The organism is Streptomyces sp. NPDC015139 (assembly GCF_043079785.1).
Taxonomy (GTDB): domain Bacteria; phylum Actinomycetota; class Actinomycetes; order Streptomycetales; family Streptomycetaceae; genus Streptomyces; species Streptomyces albidocamelliae.
The window spans coordinates 150,926-166,288 of sequence record NZ_JBIBUW010000004.1; the positions used below are offsets into that span (position 1 = coordinate 150,926).

General features: G+C 69.5%; 10 protein-coding genes. 5 read left to right on the forward strand and 5 right to left on the reverse strand.

From position 1 onward, the window contains the following. The first annotated feature begins 11 nt into the window (after window positions 1-11). Both ACF08B_RS13080 and ACF08B_RS13085 read left to right on the forward strand, forming a co-directional pair. Window positions 12-410 (forward strand): OB-fold nucleic acid binding domain-containing protein, encoded by a 399-nt coding sequence (locus ACF08B_RS13080; protein WP_093474051.1) that lies wholly within the window; start codon window positions 12-14, stop codon window positions 408-410. 3 nt (window positions 411-413) lie between these two features. After that, the gene (locus tag ACF08B_RS13085) at window positions 414-1,181 is read left to right on the forward strand and encodes a DUF3159 domain-containing protein (RefSeq protein ID WP_392317395.1); all 768 of its coding nucleotides are present in this window, start codon (window positions 414-416) and stop codon (window positions 1,179-1,181) included. A 74-nt stretch (window positions 1,182-1,255) separates the two neighbouring features. On the opposite strand, the gene ACF08B_RS13090 is transcribed toward ACF08B_RS13085, so the two are convergent. From ACF08B_RS13090 to ACF08B_RS13100, 3 genes are all read right to left on the reverse strand, one after another. Beyond that, complete coding sequence (locus ACF08B_RS13090; RefSeq protein WP_073897624.1) at window positions 1,256-1,927, reverse strand: TrkA family potassium uptake protein; 672 nt, start codon at window positions 1,925-1,927, stop codon at window positions 1,256-1,258. Continuing rightward, window positions 1,927-2,598, reverse strand: a complete 672-nt coding sequence (locus tag ACF08B_RS13095; RefSeq protein WP_073897623.1) for a TrkA family potassium uptake protein — start codon at window positions 2,596-2,598, stop codon at window positions 1,927-1,929. Before ACF08B_RS13095 ends, ACF08B_RS13090 begins: the two co-directional genes overlap by 1 nt. A gap of 113 nt (window positions 2,599-2,711) precedes the next feature. Beyond that, on the reverse strand, window positions 2,712-2,846 hold the full coding sequence (locus tag ACF08B_RS13100) for a hypothetical protein (RefSeq protein ID WP_392317732.1): 135 nt from the start codon (window positions 2,844-2,846) through the stop codon (window positions 2,712-2,714). A gap of 161 nt (window positions 2,847-3,007) precedes the next feature. Here ACF08B_RS13100 and ACF08B_RS13105 point away from each other — a divergent pair, with 161 nt between their 5' ends. From ACF08B_RS13105 to ACF08B_RS13115, 3 genes are all read left to right on the forward strand, one after another. After that, window positions 3,008-5,059: an APC family permease gene (locus ACF08B_RS13105; RefSeq protein WP_392317396.1), complete on the forward strand. Its 2,052-nt coding sequence runs from the start codon at window positions 3,008-3,010 to the stop codon at window positions 5,057-5,059. A 285-nt stretch (window positions 5,060-5,344) separates the two neighbouring features. Beyond that, window positions 5,345-6,673: a class I SAM-dependent RNA methyltransferase gene (locus ACF08B_RS13110; protein WP_392317397.1), complete on the forward strand. Its 1,329-nt coding sequence runs from the start codon at window positions 5,345-5,347 to the stop codon at window positions 6,671-6,673. 157 nt (window positions 6,674-6,830) lie between these two features. Beyond that, window positions 6,831-8,426: a hypothetical protein gene (locus ACF08B_RS13115; RefSeq protein ID WP_392317398.1), complete on the forward strand. Its 1,596-nt coding sequence runs from the start codon at window positions 6,831-6,833 to the stop codon at window positions 8,424-8,426. An 87-nt stretch (window positions 8,427-8,513) separates the two neighbouring features. Here ACF08B_RS13115 and ACF08B_RS13120 read toward each other — a convergent pair whose 3' ends face one another. Both ACF08B_RS13120 and ACF08B_RS13125 read right to left on the reverse strand, forming a co-directional pair. After that, complete coding sequence (locus ACF08B_RS13120; protein ID WP_392317399.1) at window positions 8,514-8,909, reverse strand: hypothetical protein; 396 nt, start codon at window positions 8,907-8,909, stop codon at window positions 8,514-8,516. Then, entirely contained in the window at window positions 8,888-15,313 is a 6,426-nt protein-coding gene (locus ACF08B_RS13125) for an RHS repeat-associated core domain-containing protein (protein ID WP_392317400.1), read from the reverse strand. Before ACF08B_RS13125 ends, ACF08B_RS13120 begins: the two co-directional genes overlap by 22 nt. Window positions 15,314-15,363: the final 50 nt, after the last annotated feature.

Here is a 15,363-nt window from a genome sequence, read left to right on the forward strand (position 1 = left end):
ACGCTTCAGGTATGAGTGCTGTTCCTCGATCCGAAAAGCCGGCGGGCCGGTTCCGGCGCATGCTCGACCGGCTCTCCTCGTCGCAGGAGGACCTGGAGTCCGAGGAGCTGCGCGAGGACGCCGAGACCGCCGGCTGTACCAAGATCGGTGACTGCCGTGACCGGCAGATCGTCACGGTAACTGGTACCTTGCGCACGGTCACCCTGCGGCCACGCGCCGGAGTCCCGGCCCTGGAGGCGGAACTGTTCGACGGCTCCGCCGCGCTGGACGTGGTGTGGCTCGGCAGACGCTCCATCGTCGGTATCGAACCGGGGCGCAAGCTGATCGCATCGGGCCGGATCTCCATGAGCCGCGGCCGCCGGGTGCTCTTCAACCCGAAGTACGAACTGCGACCCCTCGGACGGGAGTAGCCGGTGACGTCCCTCGACAAGCCGACCGAAGACACCGGCCAGAGCCCGCCGGCCGATGCCCGCGCGGTGACCGAGGCCGCGCTGTTCGAGGCGTTCGGCGGGGTTCGCGGCATGGTCGAGACGGTCCTGCCGGGCCTGCTCTTCGTCGCGATCTTCACCGTCGACAAGAACCTGCACCTCGCGGCGATCGCCGCCCTGGCCGTCTCGCTGATCCTGGTCGTGGTCCGACTGGCCATGAAGGACACCGTCAAGCACGCCTTCAGCGGTGTGTTCGGCGTGGCCTTCGGCGTCGTGTTCGCGATGTTCACGGGCAACGCCAAGGACTTCTACCTCCCCGGCATGCTCTACACGCTGGGCCTGGCGCTGGCGTACATCGTCACGACCCTCGCCGGGGTGCCCCTGATCGGCCTCATCCTCGGCCCGGTCTTCAAGGAGAACCTCTCCTGGCGCACGCGCAATCCGGGTCGCAAGAAGGCCTACGCGAAGGCCAGTTGGGCCTGGGGCCTGATCCTGCTGGCCAAGTGCGCGATCCTCTTCCCGCTGTACTGGTGGTCCGACACCACCAAGCTCGGCTGGGTCCTGGTCGCCCTGAAGATCCCGCCGTTCCTGCTGGCGGTCTGGCTCACCTGGGTCTTCCTCGCCAAGGCGCCCGCGCCCATCGACGTGTTCGCGGAGATGGAGGCGGAGGAGAAGGCCGAGGAGGAGCGCAAGGCCGCGCTGGCCGCCGAGGGCGGCGAGAGCACCGCCGGACGGCACCGCCGGGACGGCTAGGCACCTCCACGACGCCGAAAGGGCGCCCCGGGTCCTCCGGGGCGCCCTTTCGGCGTCGTACCGCCGCCGCGGCGTCAGGCGCCTTCCCGGCGTACCGACAGCAGCTCCTCCAGCTGCTCCTCCCGGGCCTGCGCGGCCACGAAGAGAAGTTCGTCGCCCGGCTCCAGGGAGTCCTCCTTGGACGGGGTCAGGACGCGGGTGCCGCGGATGATCGTGACCAGGGAGGTGTCCTGCGGCCACTCGACGTCGCCGACCTGGGTGCCGGCCAGGGCCGACTCCTCGGGCAGCGTCAGCTCGACCAGGTTGGCGTCGCCGTGGCTGAAGCGCAGCAGCCGGACCAGGTCGCCGACGCTCACCGCCTCCTCGACCAGGGCGGACATCAGACGCGGGGTGGAGACGGCCACGTCGACGCCCCAGGCCTCGTTGAACAGCCACTCGTTCTTGGGGTTGTTCACGCGGGCCACGACGCGCGGGACGCCGTACTCCGTCTTCGCGAGCAGCGAGACGACCAGGTTGACCTTGTCGTCGCCGGTCGCGGCGATGACGACGTTGCAGCGCTGCAGCGCCGCCTCGTCCAGGGAGGTGATCTCGCAGGCGTCGGCCAGCAGCCACTCCGCCTGCGGCACCCGCTCCACCGAGATGGCGGTCGGGGCCTTGTCGATCAGCAGGACCTCGTGGCCGTTCTCCAGCAGCTCGCCCGCGATCGAGCGGCCGACGGCGCCGGCTCCGGCAATGGCGACCCTCATCAGTGACCGCCCTCCTCTTCCGGGCCCTCGGCGAACGCCGCCTCGACCTTCTCGACGTCGTCCGAACGCATCATCACGTGCACGAGGTCGCCCTCCTGCAGCACCGTCTGCGAGGTCGGCAGGATCGCCTCACCGAGGCGGGTCAGGAACGCCACCCGGACACCGGTCTCGTCCTGCATCTTGCTGATCTTGTGGCCGACCCACTTCGCGGAGGCGTGCACCTCGGCGAGCTGCACCCCGCCGGTGGGGTCGCGCCACAGCGGCTCGGCACCCGAGGGGAGCAGCCGGCGGAGCATCTGGTCGGCGGTCCAGCGGACCGTGGCCACGGTCGGGATGCCCAGGCGCTGGTAGACCTCGGCACGGCGCGGGTCGTAGATGCGGGCGGCGACGTTCTCCACACCGAACATCTCGCGGGCCACGCGGGCGGAGATGATGTTGGAGTTGTCACCGCTGGAGACGGCGGCGAAGGCGCCGGCCTCCTCGATGCCCGCCTCGCGCAGGGTGTCCTGGTCGAAGCCGACCCCGGTGACCCGGCGGCCCCCGAAACCGGGGCCGAGCCGGCGGAAGGCGGTGGGGTCCTGGTCGATCACTGCGACCGTGTGTCCCTGTTGCTCCAGGGTCTGGGCAAGAGCGGAACCCACTCTTCCGCAGCCCATGATGACGATGTGCACGACCGTCCTTCCGGTGTCCAAAAGTTGCTGCTCGCCATCAGGGTCTCAGACCGGCGCCCAAAGCTGTACACGGGCGGTCGGGACCGGGCGTCCCGCTGCGCGAGGATCCTCGGTCACCGGCGCCGATCACCCTCGGTGACCAGCGGCTGGGTCTTCCGGCGAGTGATGCTGCGCACGCTGCACAGGGTGAGGATTCCGAGGCCGACCAGGGCGACCGTGGCGCCGATCAGCTCAGCCGTCGCGGGCATGGAACCTCCGAAGTGCGGTGACAGGCGGGGTTTGCCATCTAGGCACGGAAGGCGGCCCGACCGCGGAATCCGCAGTTCCTGTGAGGCTTGAGTTCACTCGTGGGGCAGATACGGGACGGCGACTGGGCGGCAGCCTGTTCGAAGGCTTACGATCCTCTCTCGTGTCCAAACTGACCGACGTGCCCAAACGGATTCTGATCGGGCGCGCACTGCGCAGTGACCGGCTGGGTGAGACGCTCCTGCCGAAGCGCATCGCACTGCCCGTCTTCGCCTCCGACCCGCTGTCCTCCGTCGCCTACGCGCCGGGGGAGGTCCTGCTGGTCCTGTCCATCGCGGGCGTGTCGGCGTACCACTTCAGCCCCTGGATCGCCGTCGCGGTCGTCGTGCTGATGTTCACGGTCGTCGCCTCCTACCGGCAGAACGTCCACGCGTACCCGAGCGGCGGCGGCGACTACGAGGTCGCCACCACCAACCTGGGGCCCAGGGCCGGCCTGACCGTCGCCAGCGCCCTGCTCGTGGACTACGTCCTCACCGTCGCCGTCTCCATCGCCTCCGGCATCGAGAACCTCGGCTCCGCGATCCCGTTCGTGGTCGAGCACAAGGTGCTCTGCGCGACCGCCGTGATCGTGCTGCTGACGCTGATGAACCTGCGCGGCGTGAAGGAGTCCGGCAAACTCTTCGCGATCCCGACGTTCGTGTTCGTCGGTGGCGTCTTCATCATGATCGCGTGGGGTGCGTTCCGCGGCCTGGTCCTCGGCGACACCATGTCCGCGCCGACCGCCGACTACCACATCAAGGCCGAGCACCAGGGCCTCGCGGGCTTCGCGCTCGTCTTCCTGCTCCTGCGCGCCTTCTCCTCCGGCTGTGCCGCCCTGACGGGCGTGGAGGCCATCTCCAACGGCGTCCCGGCCTTCCGCAAGCCCAAGTCGAAGAACGCGGCGACCACGCTCGCGATGATGGGCCTGCTGGCCGTCACCATGTTCTGCGGCATCATCGCCCTCGCCATGGCGACGAACGTCCGCATGGCCGAGCACCCGGCCACCGACCTGATCCACAACGGCAGCCCGGTCGGCTCCGGCTACGTCCAGAACCCGGTGATCTCCCAGGTCGCCGAGGCGGTCTTCGGCAAGGGCAGCTTCCTGTTCGTCCTGCTGGCCGCCGCCACCGCCCTGGTGCTGTTCCTCGCGGCGAACACGGCCTACAACGGCTTCCCGCTGCTCGGCTCGATCCTCGCCCAGGACCGCTACCTGCCGCGCCAGTTGCACACCCGCGGCGACCGCCTCGCCTTCTCCAACGGCATCGTGCTGCTCGCCGGCGCGGCGGCCCTCCTCGTGGTCATCTACGGCGCGGACTCCACGCGGCTGATCCAGCTCTACATCGTCGGCGTGTTCGTGTCCTTCACGCTCAGCCAGACCGGCATGGTCCGGCACTGGAACCGCCACCTCGCGGTCGAGAAGGACCCGTCCAAGCGCAGCCACATGGTCCGCTCCCGCGCGATCAACGCCTTCGGCGCCTTCTTCACCGGCCTGGTCCTGGTCGTGGTCCTGGTCACGAAGTTCACGCACGGCGCCTGGGTCGCCCTGCTGGGCATGTGCATCTTCTACGCCACCATGACCGCGATCCGGAAGCACTACGACCGCGTCGCCGAGGAGATCGCGGCCCCCGAGGGCCCCTCCGACGACATGGTCCGCCCGTCCCGGGTCCACTCCGTCGTCCTGATCTCCAAGATCCACCGCCCGACGCTCCGCGCCCTGGCCTACGCCAAGCTGATGCGCTCGGACACCCTGGAGGCGCTGACGGTCAACGTCGACGCGGCCGAGACCAAGGCCCTGCGCGACGAGTGGGAGCGGCGCGGCATCGACGTACCGCTGAAGGTCCTCGACTCGCCGTACCGCGAGGTCACCCGCCCGGTGATCGAGTACGTCAAGGGTCTGCGCAAGGAGTCCCCGCGCGACGCCGTCTCGGTGATCATCCCCGAGTACGTGGTCGGTCACTGGTACGAGCACCTGCTGCACAACCAGAGCGCCCTGCGCCTGAAGGGCCGCCTGCTGTTCACGCCGGGCGTCATGGTGACCTCGGTGCCCTACCAGCTGCAGTCCTCCGAGGCGGCCAAGCAGCGGGCCCGCAAGCGCCAGGAATGGAACGCCCCGGGCGCGGTCCGGCGAGGCCCCGCGACCGAACGCCCGAAGGAGTCCTCCGCGGCGAAGGAGTGACACACGGCTGGTAGGCCCCGGCGGCCCCGCCGAGGGGGGCCGCCGGTCGGTGCGTGGCGGCGGCCGGGACTCGCCTGGCCGGGCTCCGGTCGGTTCTTCGCGGACGGGGCCCGCGGCCGGGGTACCGGGGCGCTGGAGGCTTCCGGTGGGGGCGGGGGAGTCGTCGGGCGGTGTTGGCGGAGCGGGCGGGGGGAGGCCGTAGACTGGTGGGCTGTGTCCGGCCCAGCTGTGTGCGGCCGTACCGTCGCTGTCCTCGCTCTCTCTTCCGTCTGGAGTCACCCCGCCATGCAGGCAGAACCTACGAAGTCTCTGGTGGGCGAGGAGTACGAGGTCGAGATCGGCCCCGTCGCCCACGGCGGCCACTGCATCGCCCGTACCTCCGAGGGCCAGGTGCTGTTCGTCCGGCACACGCTGCCCGGCGAGCGGGTGGTGGCCAGGGTGACCGAGGGCGAGGAGGGCGCGCGCTTCCTGCGCGCCGACGCGGTGGAGATCCTGGAGGCCTCCAAGGACCGCGTGGAGGCTCCCTGCCCCTTCGCCGGCCCCGGCCGCTGCGGCGGCTGCGACTGGCAGCACGCCAAGCCGGGAGCGCAGCGCCGCCTCAAGGGCGAGGTGATCGCCGAGCAGCTCAAGCGGCTCGCGGGCCTCACGCCCGAGGAGGCCGGCTGGGACGGCACGGTGGTGCCCGCCGAGGGCGACAAGCTGCCCGCCGGACAGGTCCCGCAGTGGCGCACGCGCGTGCAGTACGCGGTCGACGCCGACGGCAACGCCGGACTGCGCCGCCACCGCTCGCACGAGGTCGAGCCGATCGACCACTGCATGATCGCCGCGGCCGGCGTCAGCGAGCTCGGCATCGAGGACCGGGACTGGGCCGGAATGGCCTCCGTCGAGGCGATCGCCGCGACGGGTTCCCAGGACCGCATGGTGATCCTGGAGCCGAAGCCCGGCCCACGGCTGCCGCTCGTCGAGCTCGACAGGCCCGTCTCCGTGATGCGCGTCGACGAGAAGGACGGCGGGATCCACCGCGTCCACGGCCGCGCGTTCGTCCGCGAGCGCGCCGACGACCACACCTACCGCGTCGGCAGCGGCGGCTTCTGGCAGGTCCACCCGAAGGCGGCCGACACCCTCGTCAAGGCCGTCATGCAGGGCCTGCTGCCGCGCAAGGGCGAGATGGCCCTGGACCTCTACTGCGGCGTCGGCCTCTTCGCCGGCGCCCTCGCCGACCGTCTCGGCGAGAAGGGCGCGGTCCTCGGCATCGAGTCCGGCAAGCGGGCGGTGGAGGACGCGCGGCACAACCTGGCCGACTTCCCCCGCGTCCGCATCGAGCAGGGCAAGGTCGAGTCCGTGCTGCCGCGCACCGGCATCACGGAGGTCGACCTGATCGTCCTGGACCCGCCCCGCGCCGGCGCCGGCCGCAACACGGTCGCCCACCTCGCCTCCCTGGGCGCCCGGCGCATCGCGTACGTCGCCTGCGATCCCGCCGCGCTGGCCCGGGACCTGGGCTACTTCCGCGACGGCGGGTACCGGGTGCGGACGCTCCGGGCGTTCGACCTGTTCCCGATGACGCATCACGTGGAGTGCGTGGCGATCCTGGAGCCGGTGGGCAAGGGCGCCTGACCCGCGCGCTCCGTCCATGCGCAGGGCAACTCGGGATCTCCGAGGCATTGGGCGCTCAGACGCAGCGGCATTACGGTGACCTCTCAAGGGATGCCCCGACCGCGTTCGAGGGGGAGTCGGTCCGCTGTGCAGGGTGTCCGGGGCGAGGGGAGCCACTGTGCAGGTGTTGTACGCCGTCAGTTTCGATGTCCAGAACGCCCAGCCCGCCCAGGAATCGGGGCATGTCTTCGAGCGTCTCCGTCACCATCTCGCCGACTGGCTCGGCGACCGAGGACGTATACAGGCGCCGTCCGTAGCCGAGCTGGACAGTGCCGGGAAGGCTGTGCTCGCCGGAAAGTTCCCCGGCCACGGCGAGCGGGACGTGGGCTGGTCGGTGGCGGGTGACGAGCGCACTCGTGCGCTTCGGATGACCATCCGCCAGCCGCTGTCCGGCAGCCCGGCCCGGTTCGTCACCCGGGCCACCGTCTCCCGGTCGGAGGAAGGCAGCGGTGGCCTCCGGGTCGTCATGGGCAGGGAGATTCCCGACGGCTGGATCGCGCCTGTGCAGGACCCGCGTCTCCGGCGCCCCCACCTCCTGCGGGCCGTGCTCGCCGACGAAACCCTTGATGTACGGGTACTGGGCCAGCGCGCCACCGGGCGGTACGAAAGGATCCGGGAGGAGCGGCATACCGACGTACTTCTCGAATCCCTGGCGCTGAGCACGCGTCTGCCCATCCTCCTGGTGCATCCCCGGGATCCGGCGGGGTGGAACGCGGCGGCCGAGGCTTCCGGACAACTGGCTGGACTGGCCCAGGTGGTGACCCTGAACCATGTGACCGCACAGGCCGTCCGCCGGGTCCACGAGCAGGTGGCCGTGCCCAGCGGCGGCGCCCGGCTGGTCTGGCCCAACCTCGACCTGGAGCATCCCGCCTACTCGCGTGAGGAGGTGTCCCAGCGGCCCTTCGTGGAAAGGCGGCTGATGCCGTCGCTCGCCCATCTCTCCGTCATCGCACGGGGCAGTGACACGGCGTGGGAGAGGGCTCGGCAGGCCTCCTACCGGGTTGGGGCGCGCAGGGCGGCGGAGCAGTTATCGCGTGCGCAGGCCGCCGGGAACAGGACCGCCGAACTCCACATGCTGAAGGAACGTGCACAGCAGCTCGAAGAGGACGCCAAGTCGTGGGAGGACATGGCGCAGAGTTGCATGGAGGAACGGGACAAGGCGCAGTCCGAAGCCGCCGCCGCGGAGGCGTTGCGTCAGGACCGGGACTACTGGAAGAAGCTGTACCTGGATCTGTCGAGAGGCGGGACCGGGCAGGCGGCGGAGTCCGACGCCTGGAGCGAGATCCCGGTTCTGGGAATGGACGCCCAGCCGACCTTCGAGGCTCTCGTCGAAGCGTCCGAGATGCACATCGTGTTCACCGCGAAAGCGGCACGCGCCTGGAAGGCTTCCCAGTATCCGTATCCCGAGGAGATGACCGACCAACTGGTCGCCCTCGCACAGGCGGCGATGGACCTGTACGCCAAGACGGGCAAGATGCCGCGACTGGACCAGTGGTTCTACGACAATCACGGGCTGAGGTTCGCAGGCAGTGACGAGAAGCTCAGCAAGAACAAGGAGAAGCGCTATTTCGAGTTCGACGGGAAGCGCAGGGACGGTCTGCCGCACATCAAGGTCCGGGACGCCGTGTCGCCCAACGAGGCCGGGCGGATCTACTTCGCGCTCGACGCCGATGGAAGACGCTTCATCGTGAATCACGTCGGGCTCCACCTGTAGCGGACTGCTGCACCCCGCTCGCCCCGGCACAAGCGGGGCCGGACCGCCCGCTTCGGCAGTCCGGCCCCGCTCGTCGTCCGGTGTTGATCAGTGGTCGGCGTTCATGGTCTCCAGCATCGTCCTGGCCGCCGTCACGACGGCCGGCCACCTGGGCGAGTCGAGGTAGACCTCGTCGCCCACGTCGCCGAGTTCGTCGATGAGCGGACCCAGCACCGCGGCCAGATCCCGCGCGGCACGTACCTCCCGCTCCGACGCGAGCACCTCCCCGACCGGCGGCTCCGGGTCCTCCAGGACCCGTGTGTCGTCGAAGAGCGTGTGCACGGCCAGGTCGAAGTCGTTCACCGGGTCGTCCGCCCTCGGGGTGCGGTCCCGCCAGACCCTCTGCTGGTGGTCGGGGTCCGCCAGGGACTCCAGCGCCGCCAGCACGTTCATCCGTGCGTCCGGGAACTCCACGTCGCCCGTCATCCGGTGGGGGTGTTCCATTTCTCCCACTTCAGCCAGTCCTCGAGAGGGATGTGTGCCATATAGCTGTTGTGCTCGTTCAAATCGATGGCTCCCTTGACGGGTTTGCCGTCGCGGCCGATGATCCGTCCGCCCGAGTTGATGACGACATGGTCGACCTGCTGGAATTCCTGGGAGTTGTTCAGGTTTCCCTTGTCGATTCTGATGCCGTCCTGTTTCGGGCCCGGGAACCGGTACCCTACCCCCTTCTTCGTGGGTTTCATCGGCCCGAAGCCGTCGGGGATCTTGTCGAGGACCGTCTCCGGCATCCAGCCGTCGATCATCTTGACCTCGGGCACCTTGGGCTTCGGGATGTTCTTCTTGGCCGCCTTCTTGAAGAGGTTCTTCATGAAGGCCCGGGCCCAGCCGCCGATGTTGAACATGGACGCGGCCTCCGTGAAGTCCTTGCCCGCGTCGTAGTTCTTGGTGTTGTCGTCCACCCCGTGCTTCTCGGTGAACTTCTTGTAGTCGTCGTTCACACCGCAGTTGGAGTTACCGCCCCAGCACCACGGCTCGGTGGCGTATTCGAGGGCGTCCATGCCCTCGGTCAGGGCATCGCCGATGCCACCGAGAATGTCCTTGAAACTGCCCTGCTCCCGCGCGTCCTCCGGTTCCTTGCTGTCACAGATGCCGTAGTTGCGCTTGATCAGGGGGCAGGAGTCCGCCTTCGCCGACGCGTAGTTGGCGCTGCCCATGGTGGACATGCCACCGGAGTTCGCGGACTGGCTGCTGCGCCAGTGCACGTAGTTGAGCACGGCGATGATCATCCGGACGACGGCGACGATCAGGGCGATGAGCGCCCCGAAGAACTTGCCGTCCGGGTCGGCGAACGTCACCGGGTTGTTGTTGCCGTACGAGTAGCCGTTGATCTGCTGGGCGTCGGCGTAGTCGGCGATCGGGTCGACGCTGACGAAGCGTCCTGTGGTCGGGTCGTAGTCCCTGGCGCCCAGGTGGACCAGGCCCGTCGGGTCCTTGGTGCCACCGACGAAGCCCTTCTCGCCGACCCAGGCCGTGGCGGCCTTGCCCCGGTCCTCACCGAACGGCGTCATGTGCCGCCGGGTGACGGCCTGCGTGGTGGCGTCGACCTGGATGTTCGCCGTGCCGTTGTGGTCGCTCGCGATCCAGGTCAGTCCGGCCTCGGTGCGTACGGCGACGGCCTGGCCGCCGTGCACGTAGTAGCGGGTGGCCGTGACCTTGCCGCTCGCCTTGTCCAGCCGCAGCTCCGTCTCGCCGAGGTACAGCGTGGTGCCGGTGCTGTCACGCCGGATGAGACGGTCCCCGTCGGCGTCTTCGAGGAACCTGGTGGTGCTGCCGTCGGCCTCCGTGGCCTTCTCGACATCTCCTTCGAGCCCGAAGTCGAGGTCCTGCGTGTGGCCGTCGACGGTGCGGGTGTCGGTGTTGCCGGCGCGGTCGTAGGTGTAGGACGTGCGGCCGGTGACCGTGCCGTCCGCCTTCTTCGTCTCGGTGGACGCCAGGGCGTGCGGGCGCAGCTGATCTGCCGTCTTGTAGACGTACGACGCGGTGGTCCCGGCCAGGTGGTCGGTGGCCGTCTCGCGGTTGCCGGCGCTGTCGTAGGTGAACGACTGCCAGTAGGGGGCGGGGCCGCCCACCGTGTCCTTGGCCGGCGTGTCGGAGCACTCCGCGGTGGCGGTCCAGGCCGACTTGAGCCTGCGGTGCCCGTCGTAGGTGAAGCACTGCTTGTCGCCGGGGCTGGTGGCCCGGTCCTCGATCTCGACGGGGTTGCCGGCGCGGTCGTAGTGGTAGGCGACGTCGGAGTCCGTCCCGGAGTGGGTCTCGGACACGACGGTCTGCCGGGCGAGCCGCTTGGTGCCGTCCTCGTAGTCCCGGTTGATCTCCGTCCAGTCAGCCGATGAGGAGACGCCCAGGGTGACGCGGATCTGTTCGCCGGCCGGCAGGTAGTCCGTGTTCCGGACGATGCCCGTCAGGCCCGTCAGGGTGTCCGGCAGCCGCTGGTCGGTGTAGCCGTAGTCGAGGACCTCCTGGGCCAGGCCGCCCATGGCGGGTATGGTCCGCTTCTTCAGGGTGCCGTCGATGTTGTAGGCGTTGGTGAGGGTGAAGACGCCGGTGGAGCCGGCCAGCCCGCCCTCGGACTTGCTCACCGTGTACTGCTCGCTCAGGACGCGGTAGACCTTGTCGTACTTGGCGTTGGTCTTCGCGTACACGTCGCCGGACTTGCCGCCGACATACCGGATGGCGGAGGTCAGCTGTCCCTTGGCGATGGTGTCGTAGCTCCAGCGCGCCAGGTACTTGTCGTCCGCGGGTGCCGGCTTGCCGTCGACGACGGGCACCTTCCCGTCCAGGCGGCCGGTGGTGCGGCCGAGCAGGTCGTAGGTGTATCCGATGGACTTCCCGCGCGCGTCGGTCGTACTCGCGAGCCGGTCGAGGTCGTCGAACTCGTACGAGGTCGTGCCCGCGTCGGGGTCCGTGGTGCTGTCCTTGCGGCCCAGGAAGTCGTAGCCGAACGACCAGCGGTTGCCGTCGTCGTCCTTGACCTCGGAGAGCCGGTCGGCGTGGTCGTAGCCGTAGCTGAGCCTGGTGAACTTCGGGCTCACGGTGTTGCCGTCGTACTCCAGCTTCTCGAGGGTACGGCCGCGGGCGTCGACCTTCTCGCGGACGGCCGAGGCACCGGCCGGCGGCTCGACGAGCGTCGTGTCACCCGTGTAGGTGTGCGTGGTGCGTGAGAACTCCTTGCCGTTGGTGAGCGTCTTCTCCACCGTCGGCCGGCCGGCGCCGTCGTAGACGGTCTCCGTGCCGGCGGGAGCGGCGGTCAGCAGGGTGGCCAGCTCCCCGGAGGCCGTCTTGGTGTCCACGTAGTCCGCCGACGTCTCCACCGCCAGGCCACGGGTGTCGTACTTGGTCTCCGTGACGATGCGGCCGGTGCCGGAGGCGGCGGGCGCCTGGGTCTGGCGTGACCGCAGCAGTCCGTCGAAGATCTCGTAGCTGGTGCGGTAGGTGGTGCCGTCGTTGTTGAGCGTGCTGCTGGCCACCCACGACGCCGCGGCGTTCTGCACCTTGTAGGCGAACCGGTAGCTCGGAGCCTGCTGGGCGGACCGGTCCCGGTCGGCGAGCCACACGTCGGTGAGCTGGCCGAGGCTGTCGTAGGCCAGCTCGGTGCGGTTGCCGTTGGCGTCGGTGGTGGCGGTCCGCACGCCCCAGTCGGGGGCGAACTCCGTCGCGGTGGACTGCTCCAGGGCGTTGAGCTGCACCGTCTTCGTCAGCGGTCCGCTCGCCGCCGGGGTGTAGTCGATGTGTCCCGTGCGGGTGCCCTTGGTGTCCCAGGTGTCGGTGACGCGGCCGAGCCCGTCGAACTTGGCGGTGGAGACGGTCTGGAGCTGAGCGGTGGTACCGCTGTAGCCGGTGACGCGTTCCACCTTGGTGGCGTCACCCTTGGTGGCAGCCTTGCCCCAGGCCTGGCCGTCGTAGGAGGTGCGTACGTCGGAGATGACGTCGGTGGTTTTCGGGTCACCGGTGCGCCTGGGCGTCTCGTCACAGCCTGTGGAGACCTTCTCCACCCGTTTCGGCAGCCCGAGGATCCACGCCGAGGTATTGGCCGCGTACTCGGTGACGGTGCAGTCCTTGTCGCCGGCCGCGTCGGTCTCCTCCTCGAAGGGCAGACCGCTGTCGGGGTCGTACGTCGTGGTCTTCGTCGCGGTGAGCGCGCCGCCTCCGCCGAGCGCGGTGCGTGTCACCGAAGTGCCGGTGCGCACCATGTAGGCGTTGACCGTGCCGTAGGAGTGCTTGGCCGTCGCCGACGTGCGGGACCAGGGGGTCTCCACGGTCGCGCTCACCTCGGCGCCGTCGACGCCGTTGTAGGTCGTCTGCTCGCGCACCTGGCCGGCGAACTGCTCGGCGTCCGTCTTCGACACGCCCTGGGAGTCGGTGATCGTCTCCTTGCGGGGTGTGCCGTCGGACTGCTTGTCGCCGTCCATGCCGCGGTAGTACAGCGCGGTGGTCTTCGAACGGGTGCCGGACGGCTCACCAGTGGTCGTGGTGACCTTCTGATAGCCGCGCCAGACCCCCCAGGTGCGGTACTTGGCCGGTGTGATGGGCGACTCGTCGTCGTAGGCCCAGGCACCGCCGCCGGAGTAGGTGTAGTCGGTCTGCTTGAGCGGGGCACCGCCGGTCGGGTCGGACTCGAGAACCTGGGTGACGACGTACTTGTGGAACCAGTCGGTCCGGGGCTGCGGGTCGGTGCCCGGCGTCGGGTTGGACGGCGGGATCCACTTCACCGGATAGCAGCGGCGGGTGTTGGCGTCGAGCTTGGCCGGAACGTCCGTCCCGGCGACGCAGTCCTCCTTGGAGTAGTTCACGGTCAGCTTGGAGCCGGTCTCCGAAGTGACCGTGCGAACACGCCACTTGATGAAGGGTGCGACGTCGTCACCGGTCTTGTCGACCCGGTTGTGCAGCTGGACGCCGCTGAACCGCACCGCGGGCAGCGAGACATCGCTGCCGGACTTGCCGGTGCGCTGAACGGACTCCAGCCACAGACCGGCGTCCGAACCGTCGCCCGGGTCGGGGAAGGACTGCCCCAGGTGCCAGGCGTTCACGGACCGGAAGTCGCTGTCGGCGGTGCCCGCGCCGTCGTACACCTGGGTGCTGACGTCCGTCAGGCGCTTGCGGCTGAAGAACGCCGGGCTGGGCTGGTCGGTGCAGGCCTTGTCGGCCGCGCAGATCAGGTCGAACGGGACGTCCGGCCAGGCATTGCGGTTGGCCGAGGTCAGTGAGGAGCAGGTCTCCTTGCCGGAGACGGGGAGGCAGCGTTCGGCGACCGCGAACTTCACGCGCGCGGAGGCCGGCTGGGTGAAGACGGTGTCGCTGCGCTGGCCGTAGTCGATCCGCTTGAGCCAGCCGCCACGTGTGTAGGCGGTGCCGTTGCCGGTGGTGCCGTTCTTGGCGTAGTGGTTGGTCTCCTTGTCGTACCAGTACGTCATCACGTTGCCGTGCGGGTCGACGACGTAGTCCAGGTTCCACCGCCAGGCCTGCGTCTTGGCGCGGCCGGAGAAGGAGCTGCCCGAGGCGTAACCGGGTTCCTTGTCGTCGTCGCCGAAGACCGGGACGGTCCAGACCGAGTTGGTCTCCTCCTTGCCTGAACTCCAGTTCGGCAGCCGGTTCCTGCCGAAGACGTACTGGGTGCCGTCGGTACTGGTGACCGTCCAGAACTCGCCCTTGTCACCGCTGTCGCCGTCGTCACCGTTGGCGGCGCCGGTCTCCCGGACGACGCGCTCACCGTCGTCGCTCTTGGGCCGCCAGGTGCCGTCCGAACCCTTCACCAGCGGGGTCGACTTGCCGTTCAGGACGAGGGAGGCGTTGTCCTCCTTCCAGCACAGGTCGTACTTCTTGTCCTGGCCGTCGTCCTCGCAACTCGCGTAGGCGCGCTCGACGTAGGAGACCGGAAGGTCGAAGCCCTCACCGATCCAGGACGACTGCGCACTGGTGGAGGAGGTCCGGCCGTCGACGCTCTGCGCCGAGTAGTTGATCGCCAGGCTCGGCGTGGGGCCGGCGGCCGCAGGCGGGGTCTGGAGAGGATAGTTCCAGGTGAAGTCGCCGTTGGAACCACCTGCCGCCCAGGTGGAGGACATGGCCAGCGGGGTGGCTTCGTAGCTGCCCTGGTCGGAGCCGGCCGCGGCGGAGAGCGCGAAGACCGCCGCGGCGGCCTTGCCCGTCTTCGGCGTCGTGACCTGTGCGGTCACGGTCTCGGACACGGTGTGGTTGGCCGAGGGAACCGGGGTGGTGCGACGGCACTCCGCCTTCCGCGGCGCTGTCAGCGCGCACTCGGGAAGCTGTACGAGCCGCAGCCTGGAGGACCAGTTGCCGCTGTAGGCGTCGGCGAAGGAGCTGTAGTCCACGGTGGTGGCGAGGTCGGCCGCCCCGCGCGCGCCGTCGGCGCGCGCGACGGTGAACACCAGCCCGTCGATGCCGAGTCGTCCGGTGGCCGCGCGGTCGAGCACGCGGACCCGGGCCTTTTCGGGCGCGCGGCCCGGCTTCCTGCGCGGCTGCGCGAGGGCCAGGGGCATTCCTGGCGCCTTGGCCCGGGTGCGCACGCCCTCCGGAAGGTCGACCGTCACCGCCGCGGCGGACGGCCAGGTCACCTTCGCGCGGGCCTTGGCGAGCGTCCGCTTCGCCGCGGCGACCGTGGGGTCGTGCACCTTCCCGGCTTTGGGGTCGAAGGGGCGGGCCTTGCCGTACTGGGCCTCCTGAAGAGCGGTGTGGTCACGCGTACGAGGCGCCGCCTGCGCGGGTGCGGTGCTCAGCAGACCGGCGACGACGGCGGTGGAGACGGGCAGCACGACGGCCGCGAGTCTGCGGCGCGTCGCCCTGCTCCATGCCCAGTTTCTGGGCAGCAGTGAGCTGTTCCTGGACAGCACGTGGGGGATCTCCCGAATTCTGAGAGGTGACGGCCTGCCGGGATCGCGTC